The 14,222-nt window shown below is 65.9% G+C and carries 13 protein-coding genes and 1 riboswitch; of the genes, 1 reads left to right on the top strand and 12 read right to left on the bottom strand.

The annotated features are described in order from the left end of the window. Position 1: 1 nt before the first annotated feature. The 9 genes from AC0IYU_RS20765 to rfbB form a co-directional block, all read right to left on the bottom strand. Positions 2-289: a hypothetical protein gene (locus AC0IYU_RS20765; RefSeq protein ID WP_472120599.1), complete on the bottom strand. Its 288-nt coding sequence runs from the start codon at positions 287-289 to the stop codon at positions 2-4. A 15-nt stretch (positions 290-304) separates the two neighbouring features. After that, positions 305-1,462, bottom strand: coding sequence for a hypothetical protein (locus AC0IYU_RS20760; RefSeq protein ID WP_472120597.1), 1,158 nt, complete (start codon positions 1,460-1,462; stop codon positions 305-307). Further along, positions 1,399-1,743, bottom strand: coding sequence for a hypothetical protein (locus AC0IYU_RS20755; protein WP_435445284.1), 345 nt, complete (start codon positions 1,741-1,743; stop codon positions 1,399-1,401). Before AC0IYU_RS20755 ends, AC0IYU_RS20760 begins: the two co-directional genes overlap by 64 nt. A gap of 59 nt (positions 1,744-1,802) precedes the next feature. After that, on the bottom strand, positions 1,803-2,801 hold the full coding sequence (locus AC0IYU_RS20750; protein WP_472120595.1) for a glycosyltransferase: 999 nt from the start codon (positions 2,799-2,801) through the stop codon (positions 1,803-1,805). Then, the gene (locus AC0IYU_RS20745; protein ID WP_472120593.1) at positions 2,798-5,221 is read right to left on the bottom strand and encodes a hypothetical protein; all 2,424 of its coding nucleotides are present in this window, start codon (positions 5,219-5,221) and stop codon (positions 2,798-2,800) included. Before AC0IYU_RS20745 ends, AC0IYU_RS20750 begins: the two co-directional genes overlap by 4 nt. 158 nt (positions 5,222-5,379) lie before the next feature. Then, positions 5,380-5,928 (bottom strand): dTDP-4-dehydrorhamnose 3,5-epimerase, encoded by a 549-nt coding sequence (gene rfbC / locus AC0IYU_RS20740; protein ID WP_472120591.1) that lies wholly within the window; start codon positions 5,926-5,928, stop codon positions 5,380-5,382. After that, on the bottom strand, positions 5,925-6,821 hold the full coding sequence (gene rfbA, locus AC0IYU_RS20735) for a glucose-1-phosphate thymidylyltransferase RfbA (protein WP_472120589.1): 897 nt from the start codon (positions 6,819-6,821) through the stop codon (positions 5,925-5,927). The genes rfbC and rfbA overlap by 4 nt, the downstream gene beginning before the upstream one ends. A gap of 27 nt (positions 6,822-6,848) precedes the next feature. After that, complete coding sequence (rfbD, locus tag AC0IYU_RS20730; RefSeq protein WP_472120587.1) at positions 6,849-7,739, bottom strand: dTDP-4-dehydrorhamnose reductase; 891 nt, start codon at positions 7,737-7,739, stop codon at positions 6,849-6,851. Continuing rightward, a complete protein-coding gene (gene rfbB / locus AC0IYU_RS20725; RefSeq protein WP_472120585.1) occupies positions 7,736-8,815 on the bottom strand; it encodes a dTDP-glucose 4,6-dehydratase in 1,080 nt (359 codons plus the stop codon). Before rfbB ends, rfbD begins: the two co-directional genes overlap by 4 nt. Before the next feature lie 244 nt (positions 8,816-9,059). Further along, positions 9,060-9,176, top strand: a riboswitch (glycine riboswitch). Positions 9,177-9,268: 92 nt separating this feature from the next. On the opposite strand from rfbB, the gene AC0IYU_RS20720 reads away from it, so the two are divergent. After that, a complete protein-coding gene (locus AC0IYU_RS20720; RefSeq protein ID WP_472120584.1) occupies positions 9,269-10,570 on the top strand; it encodes a D-amino acid dehydrogenase in 1,302 nt (433 codons plus the stop codon). Positions 10,571-10,579: 9 nt separating this feature from the next. Here the strand turns inward: AC0IYU_RS20720 and AC0IYU_RS20715 are convergent, their stop codons facing one another. The 3 genes from AC0IYU_RS20715 to AC0IYU_RS20705 all read right to left on the bottom strand — a co-directional run bounded on the left by AC0IYU_RS20715 (position 10,580) and on the right by AC0IYU_RS20705 (position 14,157). Further along, positions 10,580-11,860 carry an FIST signal transduction protein gene (locus AC0IYU_RS20715; RefSeq protein ID WP_472120582.1) on the bottom strand — a complete coding sequence of 427 codons (1,281 nt, stop codon included), beginning with the start codon at positions 11,858-11,860 and terminating at the stop codon, positions 10,580-10,582. Between the two features lie 45 nt (positions 11,861-11,905). Next, positions 11,906-12,643: a PhaM family polyhydroxyalkanoate granule multifunctional regulatory protein gene (locus tag AC0IYU_RS20710; RefSeq protein ID WP_472120581.1), complete on the bottom strand. Its 738-nt coding sequence runs from the start codon at positions 12,641-12,643 to the stop codon at positions 11,906-11,908. Positions 12,644-12,711: 68 nt separating this feature from the next. Beyond that, positions 12,712-14,157, bottom strand: a complete 1,446-nt coding sequence (locus AC0IYU_RS20705; RefSeq protein WP_472120579.1) for an aminotransferase-like domain-containing protein — start codon at positions 14,155-14,157, stop codon at positions 12,712-12,714. Positions 14,158-14,222 lie beyond the last annotated feature (65 nt).

The raw sequence follows: 14,222 nt of genomic DNA, 5'->3' as shown, positions 1-14,222 counted from the left end.
TTCAAGCCAGCAGGTGGGTCACGTGCTGCAGCAGCGTGCCGACGGTGGCGAAGGGGCTCTGCTCGGTCTCGAAGGCGGTGTCGTCCACCACCGTGATGGCCTTGCCGGTCTTCTCTTCGATGATCCGCTCGACGGCCAGCAGCAGGCGCACCAGCGCGAGCGAGTCGACGTTGCTGCCTTCGCTGAGCAGCGCGGTCTGCGGCTCGTTCGCGATCTGCGCATCGGCGTCCTGGTCCGCGTTCACTTCGAGGATCGCCTCGTCGACGATCTGTTTTGCCAAGTCACTCATGATGTTCCTTCCAGTTTAAAAATAGTCCAGGTCTGCCAGCGAAAAGAACAGGTCCGCTCGCGCCATGGCGCCGCGCCTGCCCTCGACGGCATGAACGAATATCGGTGTCGGATGCGGCAGGTGGCGGTCGGGGATGCCGATGAACGGAAAGCCGCCCATCCATTTCAAGGCCGGGTTGTTCAGGTTCGCAATGGTGAACACCGCGTCGCAACCGGCGTCGGCCGCCACGCGCGCCGCCATCAGCTTCAGGTGCACCGATTCTCCGCCCGACAGCGGCCGCGACAACACCGAGTCCATGATGACCATGATCTTCAGCCCGGCCAGTTCGACCTGCTTGAACGCCAGGTAGCCCAGGCACTCCTGCTTTTTCCAGAGCCACTTCACGTCGCCGCGGAACAAGGTGCCTTGGGAAAACCGCCAGTCGACGAACGCATCGTCGCGCGCGAGGTGAGGGCCTGCATAGTCCCGAAAGCGCCGGAACACCTCGGCCCTTTCGGCTTCTTGCGGCACCGGACCGAACACCAGCCAGGTGCCCCATGCGCAGGCGCCCGCGGCCGCGCGGATCAGCAGCCGCCAGGGTGACGCCAGGAAATTGCCGAATGCGATGAGCACGCGGTTCGACACGAAGCGCCCAATCGCGCCGGCAACGCCGATCGGCAAGCCTGACGCCTGCAAGGAAAACGCCACCGGGAACTTGAACAGCTTGCGATAGAAGATGTCGCTCACCTCGTTCGAGGTGTGAAACACGACGTCGATGCCTTCGGGCGCACGCACCGCGCGCGTCATGGAGATCATGGTGGCGGCATTGCGCTCTTCGGGCTTCACCACGAGGTCGGTGACCGTGGCCCCTGCGCAAGTCTCTGCCGCACCCAGCGACACGCGCCGCGGCTGCAGGAATGAACGCCCCACCAGTTCACCCTGCGGGTTTCGAGCGCTGATGCTCGTGGACACGCCGCCCGGGTTGCCCAGGTGCTTCCAGCGAAGGTGCTCGCGGTCGGTGACTTCGGGGGTCGAATACACCGCGGCACCGACGGCGATCTGCTCGTCGAGTCCGTCCGCCTGCAGCGCCTCCAGTCGAATCTTGTTCATCGGAATTGCGACGCCCGCACTCAGATTTTCTTGTCGATCGAAAGAACGACGAGCCCGACCACGACCAGCGCCAAGCCCAGCCAATAGCTCCCGCTGGGCATGTTGCGCTGAATGATGGCCTGAAAAATGGCGGTGAAGAAAATCGCGGTCGAAGAAATGGGGTAGGCGTATTTGACGTCGAAACGCGACAGGATATAAACCCAGAAGATCATGGCAAAGCCATAGATGAAAATCCCGAGCCACAGCCATTTGCTGGTGAGCAAGGCATTGATCGACAAGCCTCCCAGCGCAAAAACTTCCTTCGATGCCTGGGACAGCACCAGCTGCCCCGAGCCCATGATCATTGCAAACAGCAATGTCAGCATGACATTAATCATTTGACCGCTTCGTCCATTGTTGGAGTAAATATTTTCCCGTGAATCGGTCACAGGACGCGTCGTGAAATCTTCTTGTGCAGGGGAGTGCGCGGAACTGCGGCAATGTCCTGGCCAAAGAATGAAAGAATCAGTTGAATCCCCATCAGGATTGGAAGCGCCGCGAGCATGACCGTGCCCGACGAGGTTTCAACGCCAGCGCGCATGGAATTGATCCAGTGGTAAATACCAAAAACACCGCCGCCGCAAAACAGCAGGAGCCCAACGGGCAACTCCAGCGAGCCGAGCGACATGTCGCGCAGGTAGTAGTTGTAGCCAATTCGCTTCATGAAATTTCTCGCGTGCTTGAAAAGAAATTCAGTCACGATCTTCGAGATTTTCAAATTGCTGACTTCGTCGCCGTATTGCGCCTCCATCGGCACATCCATGACCACAGCGCGCAGGGTGTTGAGCCGAAAAAGCACATCGGTTTCAAAGAAATAGCGGCGGCTCAGCTTTTCCATGGGCAGATGCTCGGCCACTCGCGCATGAATGGCCGTGTAGCCGTTGGTCGGGTCGAACAGGTCCCAGTAGCCGGACGAGAGCTTGGTCATCAGCGAAAGAACCGCGTTGCCGATGAGGCGGACCTTGGGCATGGCGCGAACCTTTTCCAGGTCGAAGAACCGGTTGCCCTTGGTGTAGTCGGCCTCGCCCGAAAGAATGGGATCTACAAAATTGGGAATGAGCGCCGGGTCCATCTGGCCGTCGCCGTCGATCTTCACGATGATCTGGGCCCCGTCCTTGATGGCAGCGCGATAGCCGGTCATGACCGCACCGCCGACGCCCTGGTTGACCTCATGGAAAACGATGGTGATTCGCGGATCGGTGCAGTTGGCCTTGACGAAATTGCCCGACTGGTCGGGACAGGCATCGTCCACCACGTAGATTTTCCAGACGTACGACGGGATCGATGCAATCAGCGGTGCGATGTGCCGGGTGACCTTGTAGGACGGGATCACGACCGCGATGCGGGCGCTCGACATCTGCGTTTCGTAGCTGGTGGAAGTCATTGTTTGAAAGATACTTCACTGAAGGTGACGGAAACGTCGGTCTGCCCCGAGGCGTAGACGACGGCAGTGGCTGCTTTCCGGGGCGCCCTGACTTCCATGGAATAGGTCGTGGCCTCGGCGGTGCATTCGAAGACCTGGATGTTCGTCCCGATGAATCGGCCCTTCGCATCCATCCAGTTCACCTGCAGGCGCCCCTGCGTCGGTTGCGGATCGCAGACGCTCTTTGCGCTGTTCTTGTAGCGGCGTCCGGCGACCACGGGAACCTGCTGCGTCGCCACGGCCGTCACATTGACCGAGATGCGGCCCGCGCGCCTGTCCGACATGCCGGGAGGCAGATACCAGCCGTCGTCCGCGGCGAAATCGGGGTTGCGCAGCAGCTCTTGCGCGAAGCGATATTGATCCTTGACGCGCCGCACGGCAATGGGCACGAACGCGGCCACCGGGTCGCTCGCCTCCTCGATCAGTTTTCGCTGCACGGGCGTGCCCCAGCCGCTGTCGAGAACGAGGTAGTCGCCGCCCGCCAGCACCAGCGCCTTGGCCATCGAGTCGGTCGACTCGGCAGCGGTCACGGCGCGCTCGAAGTTCAGGTTGTACCAGCTGGGGTACAGCGCATCGGCATGAAGGCCGGCACCCAGCGGCGAGGAGAAAACCGCGACCGGCGAGTCGTCGAGGTTGAGCTTGTTCACGACGTCGACCGCGCTGCGAATGGGCAGCCGGTCGCGCAGGAAAGCTTCCCTGCCCGTCTGGCTGAGCAGCGGCTGCGCCACGATGTCACCGTAGTGGGTCGCCGATTTCAGGAAGACCAGATTCAGCAGGACGACGACCGCACTGGCGATCCAGAGCGCCCGCTTGCCGATCGGCGAGGCGCTTTCCGGCTGTGAAAACGCGGCGGCGATCAACGCGACCATCAACACGAAGGCCGGGAAGATGTAGCGAAGGTAGGCGATGGACTGGAACGTCAGCACCGCCGAAGCCGCGCCCACGAAGAGAATCGCCAGCGCGCGCTGCTTTCCCTTTCGGGCCACCAGCACGACCGCAGGCAGCAGCAGCAGCAGCCACTGGAAGCCGCTCGCGCCCGGCCAGCTTTCCAGGAAGGTTTCGGTGTGGAAGGTCGCCTGGTAGAGAGTGTCCCACTTGAAGCCCTTGGTCCAGCGCGAGTCCTGGAAGTTGGCCAGAGGCCAGAGCTTCGAGCGGAAGATCTCGTTGAAATAGGGGAACAACGGATTTTTGGTGAGCACCCACGCGGTGAGGTAGGGAACGCAGCCCACCAGCGCAAAGAGCCCCAGCGCACGCCCGAAGCGCCCCGCCGATGCCTTGGTGGCCCATACGCGGAAACGCACCAGGAACACGATGAACAACCCCGGCAGGATCGCCAGCGTGATCGCTTTCGCGGCCAGTGCGCCGCCGAGCAGGATGGCGGCCGAGCGGATGTCGGCGGGCCGCTGCCCGTCGCGCTGCAACGCCCTGAAAAGCGACAGCCCGCCGGCGACCGCGAAGGCCGCCCAGATGGATTCGATGTAGAGGCTGCTGCTTTCGAGCAGCGCCAGCGGCGTGGTGAGCAACAGCAGCGCGCCCCACTTCGCACCGGCGCGGCTGCCGCCGGCCCACAGCACGAGTTCGCGCACCAGGCAGCAAGTGGCCAGCACGAAGCCCACATTGACGAGGCGCGCGCCTGTTTCGCCCGCCAGCATGTAGCCCAGCGAGAACAGCCAGTCGCCCATCATCGGCATCACCGCCCACGCATACAGGCTGACGTCGAAGCCCCAGGCGTGGCGCGCCGCGAGGTGCGCGGGAATGAACAGGTGCGACGCCAGGGCGTCGTGCCCGGTTTCCGGCATCAGCCCCACGACGAAGTGAGCCAGCGCCACGCCGACGATCAGCAGATCCAGCCAGGACGTCGACTTGCTGCGTGCGAAGGTCTTCATCGACAGCAGCGCCGTGCGAACCTGCCGCCAGCCGAATACGATCGGCAAGGCCAGCGCAATGGCATACAAGCCCGGGTAGTTGATGGGCCGGTGCGCGGCAAGGCCGATCAGCGACCCATAGACGACGGCGCCCACGAGCACCGAGATCAGGGCCGAGGGCGCTTCGCTGCGCTTGCTCCACACCGTCAGCACCGTCGAGCCCACCACATGGCTCGCGAGCGCGATCCACGCCACGACCAGCAAGGCGCCCGCCGCGCCCGTGGCCAAAGCAATGGCGGCTGCCACGGCCGCGCCGGCCGCGAGGCGGTGGATGCCGAGCCAGCGCGAAAAGATTTCGGCGGCGAACATGCCGCCCACCATCACCACGGCGTAGGGCTTGAGCGCGTCCCACTGGAGGGCGGCGATCGAATGCCAACTCAGCTGATGCAAGCCTGTCGCCGTTGCCACGCCGCCCAGGATGAGCAGGGCAAGCACGGTGGTCCATCTGAAATTCATTGGCGGCGCTTAGAAAAAATGCGAGACGGTGAGTTGTTCATTTTTGCCGTCGTCAGGAACCGGCCGAATGAATGTGGGCCGCAATACGCAGCCGCATGAGAGAGGAAAACCGAAGGGTGCGCCCGAGAAGCGCCCGTGCCGGCGCGCCGCGCACGGCGTCATTCAAATACTTCGGCGTCGGCCAGGCGTTTGCCCGTCTGGTCCTTGGCGGACAACACGAAATCGGCCTGAAGGTCGGGCCATGCGATGGCGATCGCCGGGTCGTTCCAGGCAATGCAGCGTTCGTTGGCCGGGGCGTAGTAGTCGGTGGTCTTGTACAGGAAGTCAGCTGTATCGCTCAGCACCAGGAATCCGTGCGCGAAGCCCGCGGGCACCCACAGTTGCTTGTGGTTTTCTTCGCTCAGTTCCTGCGACACCCATTTGCCGAAGGTCGGCGACTTGCGCCGGATGTCCACCGCCACGTCGAGCACCGCGCCCCGCACCACCCGCACCAGCTTGCCCTGCGGCTGCTGGATCTGATAGTGCAAGCCACGCAGCACGCCCTTGACCGAGCGCGAGTGATTGTCCTGAACGAAATCGACATGGTGGCCGACCGCTTCGTCGAAGGCCTTCTGGTTGAAGCTTTCGAAGAAGAAGCCCCGCGCGTCGCCGAACACCTTGGGTTCGATCACCAGCACATCGGGAATGGCCGTCGGCGTGGCCTTCATGACCGCACCTCGTCGTTCAGCAGGTGCCGCAGGTATTTGCCGTAGCCGCTCTTCTCCAGCGGCGCCGCGAGCTTTTCGAGCTGCTCGCTGGTGATGAAGCCGTTGCGCCAAGAGATTTCCTCGGGGCACGCAATCTTCAACCCCTGCCGATGCTCCAGCGTCGCGATGAACTGGCCCGCTTCCAGCAGGCTGTCGTGCGTGCCCGTGTCCAGCCATGCGTAGCCGCGCTGCATGATCTGCACGTTCAGCTGGTCGAGGTCGAGATACGCCTGGTTGACGGCGGTGATCTCCAGCTCGCCGCGCGCGCTCGGCTTCACGGCCTTGGCAATGTCCACCACCTGGTTGTCGTAGAAGTAGAGGCCGGTGACCGCGTAGCTGCTCTTGGGCTTCAAGGGCTTCTCCTCGATGCTGCTGGCCTTGCCCTTGGCGTCGAACGCGACCACGCCGTAGCGCTCCGGGTCCTGCACGTGGTACGCGAACACGGTGGCGCCCGACGGCTTCTTGTCGGCGTCGGCGAGCAGGTTCACGAGATCGTGGCCATAGAAGATGTTGTCGCCCAGCACCAGTGCGCTCGGCGAGTTGCCCACGAACTTGTCGCCGATGAGAAAGGCTTGCGCCAGGCCGTCGGGACTGGGCTGCACTGCGTACTGCAGGTTGATGCCCCACTGGCTGCCGTCGCCCAGCAATTGCTGGAAGCGCGGCGTATCTTGCGGCGTGCTGATGATCAGGATGTCGCGCATGCCGCCCAGCATCAGCGTGCTGAGCGGGTAGTAGATCATCGGCTTGTCATACACGGGCAGCAGCTGCTTGCTGAGCGCCAGGGTTGCCGGATGCAGGCGGGTGCCCGAGCCGCCGGCCAGGATGATGCCCTTGCGTTGAGTCGTCGTGGTCATGCTTTTCTTCTCGTGTGAATTCACGCGTCAGAGCGTTTCGCGCAGCATGCGCGCAACGCCGTCCTGCCAGGGGGGCAGGCGCAGCCCGAAGGTGGTCTGCAGCTTGGTGGTGTCCAGGCGCGAGTTGTGCGGGCGTTTCGCCGGGGTCGGGAAGGCGCTGGTCGGCACGGCCTCGACGGCATCGGGGCCGGCCTTGAGCTCGACGCCGGCCTGCTGCGCCAGGCCGAGCACGAAGCGCGCATAGCCGTGCCATGTGGTTTCACCGCCGGCAATCGCGTGATAGAGACCGGCTTTCGTGGGGTCCTGCAGCGTTGCCCGGATGGCGTGCGCCGTGACGTCGGCCAGCAGCTCGGCACCCGTGGGCGCGCCGAACTGGTCGTCGATCACCGTGAGCTTGTCGCGCTCCTTCGCCAGCCGCAGCATGGTCTTGGCGAAGTTGCCGCCGCGCGCCGCATACACCCAGCTCGTGCGAAAGATCAGGTGCCTTGCGCAGTACTGGGCCACCAGTTGCTCGCCCTCGAGCTTGGTCTGGCCGTACACGCTCAGCGGGCCGGTCGCGTCGTCTTCCTTCCAGGGTGCGCTGCCGCTGCCGTCGAAGACGTAGTCGGTCGAGTAATGCACCATCAGCGCGCCGATCTGCTGCGCCGCCTCGGCCACCACGCCGGGCGAGGTGGCGTTGAGCTTGCGCGCGAACTCGGGCTCGCTCTCGGCCTTGTCGACGGCCGTGTGGGCCGCCGCATTGACGATCACGTCGGGGCGCACCTTGAGCACCGTGTCTGCCAGCTGCTCGGGGCGGCTGAAGTCGGCATGAAAGTCGGTGCTGTCGAAATCGAGCGCCACCAATTCACCCAGCGGCGCCAGGCTGCGCTGCAGTTCCCAACCCACCTGCCCGCCCTTGCCCAGCAGCAGCAACTTCATGCCGCGGCCTTTGCCGGTGCGGCGTCGTACTGTTTTTCAACCCACTCGCGGTAGGCACCGCTTTGCACGTTGCGCACCCATTCGCTGTTCGCGAGGTACCACTCGACGGTCTTGCGAATGCCGGAGTCGAAAGTCTCGGCGGGCTTCCAGCCGAGTTCGCGTTCGAGCTTGCGCGCGTCGATGGCGTAGCGGCGGTCGTGGCCGGGGCGGTCGGTGACGTAGGTGATCTGTTCCTTGTAGGGCTTGCCGCCGGCCTTGGGGCTCAGTTCGTCGAGCAGCGCGCACACGGTGTTGACGATCTCGATGTTGGGCTTCTCGTTCCAGCCGCCCACGTTGTACGTTTCGCCGAGCTTGCCGGCTTCGAGCACGCGGCGGATGGCGCTGCAGTGGTCCTTCACGTAGAGCCAGTCGCGCACCTGCATGCCGTCGCCGTACACGGGCAGCGGCTTGCCGGCCAGGGCGTTGACGATCATCAGCGGAATGAGCTTCTCGGGGAAGTGGAACGGACCGTAGTTGTTCGAGCAGTTGGTGGTGACCACCGGCAGCCCGTAGGTGTGGTGCCAGGCGCGCACGAGGTGGTCGCTCGCGGCCTTGCTGGCCGAGTACGGGCTGTTGGGTTCGTACTTGTTCTCTTCGGTGAAGGCGGGGTCGGTCTTGGAGAGCGAGCCGTAGACCTCGTCGGTGGACACGTGCAGGAAGCGGAAGGCACTTTTCTGGTCGGCAGGCAGCGCGCTCCAGAAGCCGCGCACGGATTCGAGCAGGCGGAAGGTGCCGAGCACGTTGGTCTGCACGAAGTCTTCGGGGCCGTGAATGGAGCGGTCCACGTGCGATTCGGCGGCGAAGTTGACCACGGCGCGCGGCTTGTGCTCGGCCAGCAGGCGGTCGAGCAGCGCGCTGTCGCCGATGTCGCCCTGCACGAAGATGTGGTTCGGGTTGCCCTTGAGCGACGCGAGGGTCTCGAGGTTGCCCGCGTAGGTCAGCTTGTCGAGGTTCATGACCGGCTCGTCGCTGTTCGCGATCCAGTCGAGTACGAAATTGGCGCCAATGAAGCCAGCGCCGCCGGTAACCAAGATCATGGGGTCCCCTGTGTTTGAAGCAATTGCCCTGCGGCAAATCAACTGGTGATTATCCCATTGGGCCGACAGGCCGAAACACAAGGCGTTACCGTTCACTTCAGGCCGTGTTTACAATCGGCCACACTGCAGGAGAGCGGGCCACCCCGGTGGCCCTACCGAAGGCGCAAACTCCCATGAACGCTCAGGTCGGCCCGACGAGGTCTTCGAAGAAGATTTCGGCAAGGGGTCAGTACTGCATCAACTGACAACGCCGTCTGGAGAGTCATCGCACCACGCCCAGTGGCAACGATGCACCGAAGGAGCAAACCCGCTGCGGGCGCAGGGGGTGAATCTCTCAGGTACCGAGGACAGGGGGAGCGGCAACTTGGACCACGGCCGTCCGGTTGCCTGCTATTGATTCAATAGCACACCACGCCCGTCGTTCAAGCGCTTCAACCTCAAGAGGTACTTGAAATGCGCGTGATCGTTCTTGGCGCCGGCCTGCTCGGCGTGACTTCGGCCTACTACCTCCAGCAACTCGGCCACGAAGTGACCGTGATCGACCGGCAGGCCACCCCGGCCGCCGAGACCAGCTTTGCCAACGGCGGGCAGATTTCCGTCAGCCATGCCGAACCCTGGGCCAACCCGGGCGCGCCGCTCAAGGTGCTGCAATGGCTGGGCAAGGAAGACGCCCCGCTGCTGTTCCGCATCCGCGCCGACATACGCCAATGGCTCTGGGGCCTGCAGTTTCTGCGTGAATGCACGCCCGCGCGCACCCGCCACAACATCGCGCAGATCGTGCACCTGGGCACCTACAGCCGCGACACCTTGCAACAGTTGCGCCGCGACACGCGCATCGACTACGACCAGCGCACGCAGGGCATCCTGCACTTCTACACGACGCAGAAGGAATTCGACGGCGCCCTCGCCCCCGCCGAGCAGATGCGTGCCCTGGGCTGCGAGCGCCAGGTCATCTCGGCCGACGAGGCGGTGAAGATCGAGCCCGCCCTCGCCCACATCCGGCCCAAGCTGGCGGGCGCCACCTTCACGGCCGAAGACGAATCGGGCGACGCCAACCGCTTTGCACGCGAGCTTTCCAAGCTGGCGGCTGCGGCCGGCGTGAAGTTCCTCATGGGCCACACCGTCACCGCGCTGCGCGAGGCCGGTGGCCAGATCGACCACGTCGAGGTGACCGACCACGAGGGCCGCTTCCAGCGCATCCGCGGCGACTCCTTCGTCATGGCGATGGGCTCGCTGAGCCCGCTGCTGGCCGCGCCGCTGGGCATCCGGCTGCCGATCTACCCGGCCAAGGGCTACTCGGTGACGCTGCCCGTGAAGGACGCTTCCAAGGCCCACCAGGTCTCGCTGACCGACGACGAGTTCAAGCTGGTGTTCTCGCGCTACACGTCGGCGTCCGGCGACCGCCTGCGCATTGCCGGCACGGCCGAGCTCAATGGCTACGACCGCGACCTGAACCCGGTGCGCTGCGAAGCCATCGTGCGCCGCGTCGAAGAACTGTTCCCCGGCGCCGGCGACACCACGCAGGCGCAGTTCTGGACCGGCCTGCGCCCCGCCACGCCGAGCAACGTGCCGCTGATCGGCAAGACAAAGCTGCCGAACCTGTTCCTCAACACCGGCCACGGCACGCTCGGCTGGACGCACGCCTGCGGCTCGGGCAAGTCGATCGCGCGCATCGTGAGCGGGCTGGCGCCCGAGGTCGATTTCGCGTTCACCGGCATGCCTGCGCCCAGGCTGCGCGTGCTGCAGCCGGCGTGATCGCCAAGGTCAGTCGTTGCTGGTGAACACCGTCAATACGCCGGTGTAGCCATACAGATGGTGGCGGGCAATTTCGCCCGCCGCAAAGAACCCGACCAGCGGCACGTCGCCCAGCGCATGGCGCACGATCTGCAGCTCCGCGCCGGGCGCGCCGAAGTGCGGCCCGCCGCGTCCGGAGCAGCTCACGTACACAGCCCCGGCAATGCGCCGCGCCGGGTGCGGCGCGGCCTCGGCCTCGCCTGCGGCCACGGCGCGCGCGGTGGCCAGCGTCTGCTCTTCAGGTTCCAGCTCTTCGCGGATTTCGGCGCAGATGCGCATCAGGTCGGCCCGCGCGGCCTGCGCGTTGCGGCGGCAGAAGGTCAGGCGCATGCCGGCCTCGGCCGTGTCGGCAATGGCGATGCCGCGTCGCGTGGGGTCCAGGCCGATGATGTGGCGCACCAGCACGTCGGCGCCCAGGTCGCCGGTGCGGCGGATGCCGTCGCTGCCCGCGTCGGCCAGCCCCACCAGCGTGTTGCGCACCGCGTCGATGGCCTCCTGCGGACGCTCGAGCGACACCTGCAGGTCGGCCAGCAGCACGTCGAGCGCGGGTTCGCCGTCGAGCTTGAGCAGCAGGTTGCCGTCGGCCTCGGTGATCTCGCGCTCGCGCACCGCGCCCGAACGCAGCGGCTGGCAGCCCTGCGTGACGCGCGACACCACCCGCACGCCCTCGCCGAACACCACGCCCGACATGCCGCCCGAAAACACGCCGCCCGCCGCGCCGTGCCCGCGGATGTTGCCGTTGCCGCCGATGGCGAACTGCAGCGAGCCGTGGCGGCCCGACGACAGCCCGCCGAACAGGTAGCCGGTGTCGGTGCGCCCGGCCATCTCGCCGATGAGTTCGGTCAGGTCGGGCGTGGCGGGGTCGGCATGCACCAGCGCCGTGTGCGCCTCGAAGCCGCTCATTTCGGAGTTGCCCAGCGGCGCCACGCCCGAGAACACGCGGTACTGGTCGCTCGGCAGCGCGCACAGCATCAGGCTGATGCCGGGTTCGTCGAAGTACTCGGCGTTGTTGGCCGACACGCCGATGCCGACCGTGCCCGACCAGTCGGTCACCTCGGGCAGCTCGGCGCTCAGGTGGTCGAGGATGTCCTGCGCGTCGGTGGCGTAGTGGTCGGTGATGTAGAGCAGCCCCAGGGTGGGCGCCGACGCGTAGTCGGGAAGGGCCATCTGTGCGCGCAACTGCGCCAGCACGAGGCCGGCTGCCATGCGCCACTGCGGATGGGTGGCATGACCGGAGGGAAACAACTTCATGATGCGTGCCGACCCGTTCTCTTCAAAAAATATCCGTGTATGACGTCAGCGCCGCGCGGAGGTTCGCTTGCGGGCGGCGGTGGCGGGCTTCTTTTTGGCGGCCGGGGCCTTGCTTGCGGCGGCCTTCTTTGCGGCGGCGGGCTTGCGCGCGGCCGGCGTGCCCATCGCCTTGACGGCATCGGCCAGCGGCTGGGCCATGGCCGGCACCTTGAGCTGCGCCGCGTCCTGCAGCGCCGTGCTGGCGATCTGCTGGAACTGCTCGGTGAGCGCGCCCCACCACTGCATGGGGTCGACCACGCCGGCATTGCCGGCCTTCGGCCTGGCGCGCGACTTTGCCGGTGCCGCTTCTTCCTCGGGTGATCCGGCTTCGGCTTCTTCCGCTTCTTCCGCCTCTTCGGGCTCGGGTGCCGAGGCAGTTGCACCGGCTGCAGCCGCCGGCGCCATCGCGGCGGCCTGCTTGGTGAAGGCGCTGGCGATGTCTTCCATGCGCACGTTCATGCCGCGCAGCGTCGACAGGGTCATCTTCTGCACCTCGAGCGCCTGGATCGTGGCCTTGAGCGCATGGCCGTTCTGCTCGAGCCAGTACTGCACGGTCTTGAGTTCCTGGATGCGCTTGTCGACCTCTTCCACGCTCAGCGTGGGCGCCACCCAGCTCGCCAGGCTCGGAATGCCGGGCACCGCGCCGGCGCCGGCCCCTGCGGCCGCCCCCCCGGCAAGGTTCTTCAGGAAGTCGAATCCGGGGACGAACTGGCTGAAGTCGAAGGGCTTGTTGGCGTTGCTCATGGGGGGTCTCCAGGCTGGGTTTTCTTGTGTTGCCAGCTTACTCCAAGGCCCCGGGCTTTTCGCGGCCGTCAGAGCTCGCCGCGCACCTTGCTGAACACCTTCCAGAACGCCGCCTCCTGCGAGGTCGCGAAGTTGATCCGCATCATGGTGCTCGGCGGCCGGCGCGCATGGAACAGCGACCCCGGTGCCAGCAGATAGCCCTGGTCGAGCATGCGTTGCGTGAGCGCGTCGGTGTCCACGCCGGTATCGACCCAGCCGAACAGCCCCGCAGGCTCCGACGCGAAGGTGCAGCCGTGCGACATCGCGAGCTTCACCGACCGGCTGCGCGCACCGTCCAGCCGGACGCGCATGCGCTCGGCGTGGCGCCGCAGTTGCCCCTGGTCGATGCACCACGACAGCGCCCGCTCGAACAGCGTGGGCGAGGTCAGCGTGGCCAGCAGCTTGGTCTCCAGCAGCCGCTCCTTCAGCGCGGGCGCCGCGGCCAGGAAGCCGATGCGCCAGTTGGGCGCCAGGATCTTCGCGAAGCCGCTCACGTAGATGGTGCGCTGCAGCCCGTCGAGCGCGCTCAGGCGCGTGGCGTGCTCGGGCGCGAGGTGGCTGTAGGTGTCGTCCTCGACGATGTGGAAGTCGTGCTCGTTGGCCAGTTGCAGCACGCGGTGCGCGCTGCCGGGCGTGAGGCTGTAGCCCGTGGGGTTGTGCAGCACGCTCACGCTGACGAAGAGCTTGGGACTGTGCAGCCTGCAGTACTGCGCCATCACCTCCAGGTCGGGCCCGTCGGCGCGCCGCGGCACCGGCAGGATGCGCATGCCCAGCGCCTCCAGCCGCGCGAACTCCAGCGCCCAGCCCGGCTCCTCCACCATCACCGGGTCGCCCGCGCGCAGCAGCGTGCGGCTCACGATGTCCAGCGCATGCGTGGCACCGATGGTGGTCACGATCTGCTCGGGCGAGGCCGGCACGTTGATGCCCACCAGCTTCTGCGACAGGCTGCGCCGCAGCGCCATGTCGCCCGCAGGCTCTCCGTACTGCAGCGACAGCTCCTGCAGCACGGCTGTGCTGGTCATGCGCCGCACGGCGGTGGGCATGAAGGTCGACGCCATCCAGTCGGGCGGGAACACGCCCATGCCCGGCTGCGGCTTGTCGCTCGGGCGGTGGAACATGCTGCGGATCAGCGAGCTGGCGTCGGCCGGCACGCGCGAGGCCATCATCTGCACGGCCATCGCGGCAGGCATGCCGCTCACGGTGCCGGCATCCGGGCCATTGTTCGGGCGGCCGTCCTGTACCGGTGCCGAGTCCCGCACATAGAAGCCGCGTTGCCGGCGGGCCTCGACCAGCCCCTGCGCCAGCAACTGGTCGTAGGCCGCCACCACCGTGTACGGGCTCACGCCCTGCTGCCGCGCGCATTCGCGCACCGAGGGCAGGCGGGCGCCGGGCGGCAGCAGCCGGGTGCGGATGCGCTCGCCCAGGCGGTCGGCGAGCTGGCTGGTCAGCGACTGGGTGGAGGTGCGTGTCAGCATGCGTGGTTCACTCGCGGCAGGAGCGCCGCCTCTCTTGAAGGGGCGCTGTGTCGAAGGATTGACCA

The sequence above is a fragment of the Variovorax sp. AC103 genome, from assembly GCF_979254005.1.
This window is presented reverse-complemented; position numbering and strand designations above follow the sequence as displayed.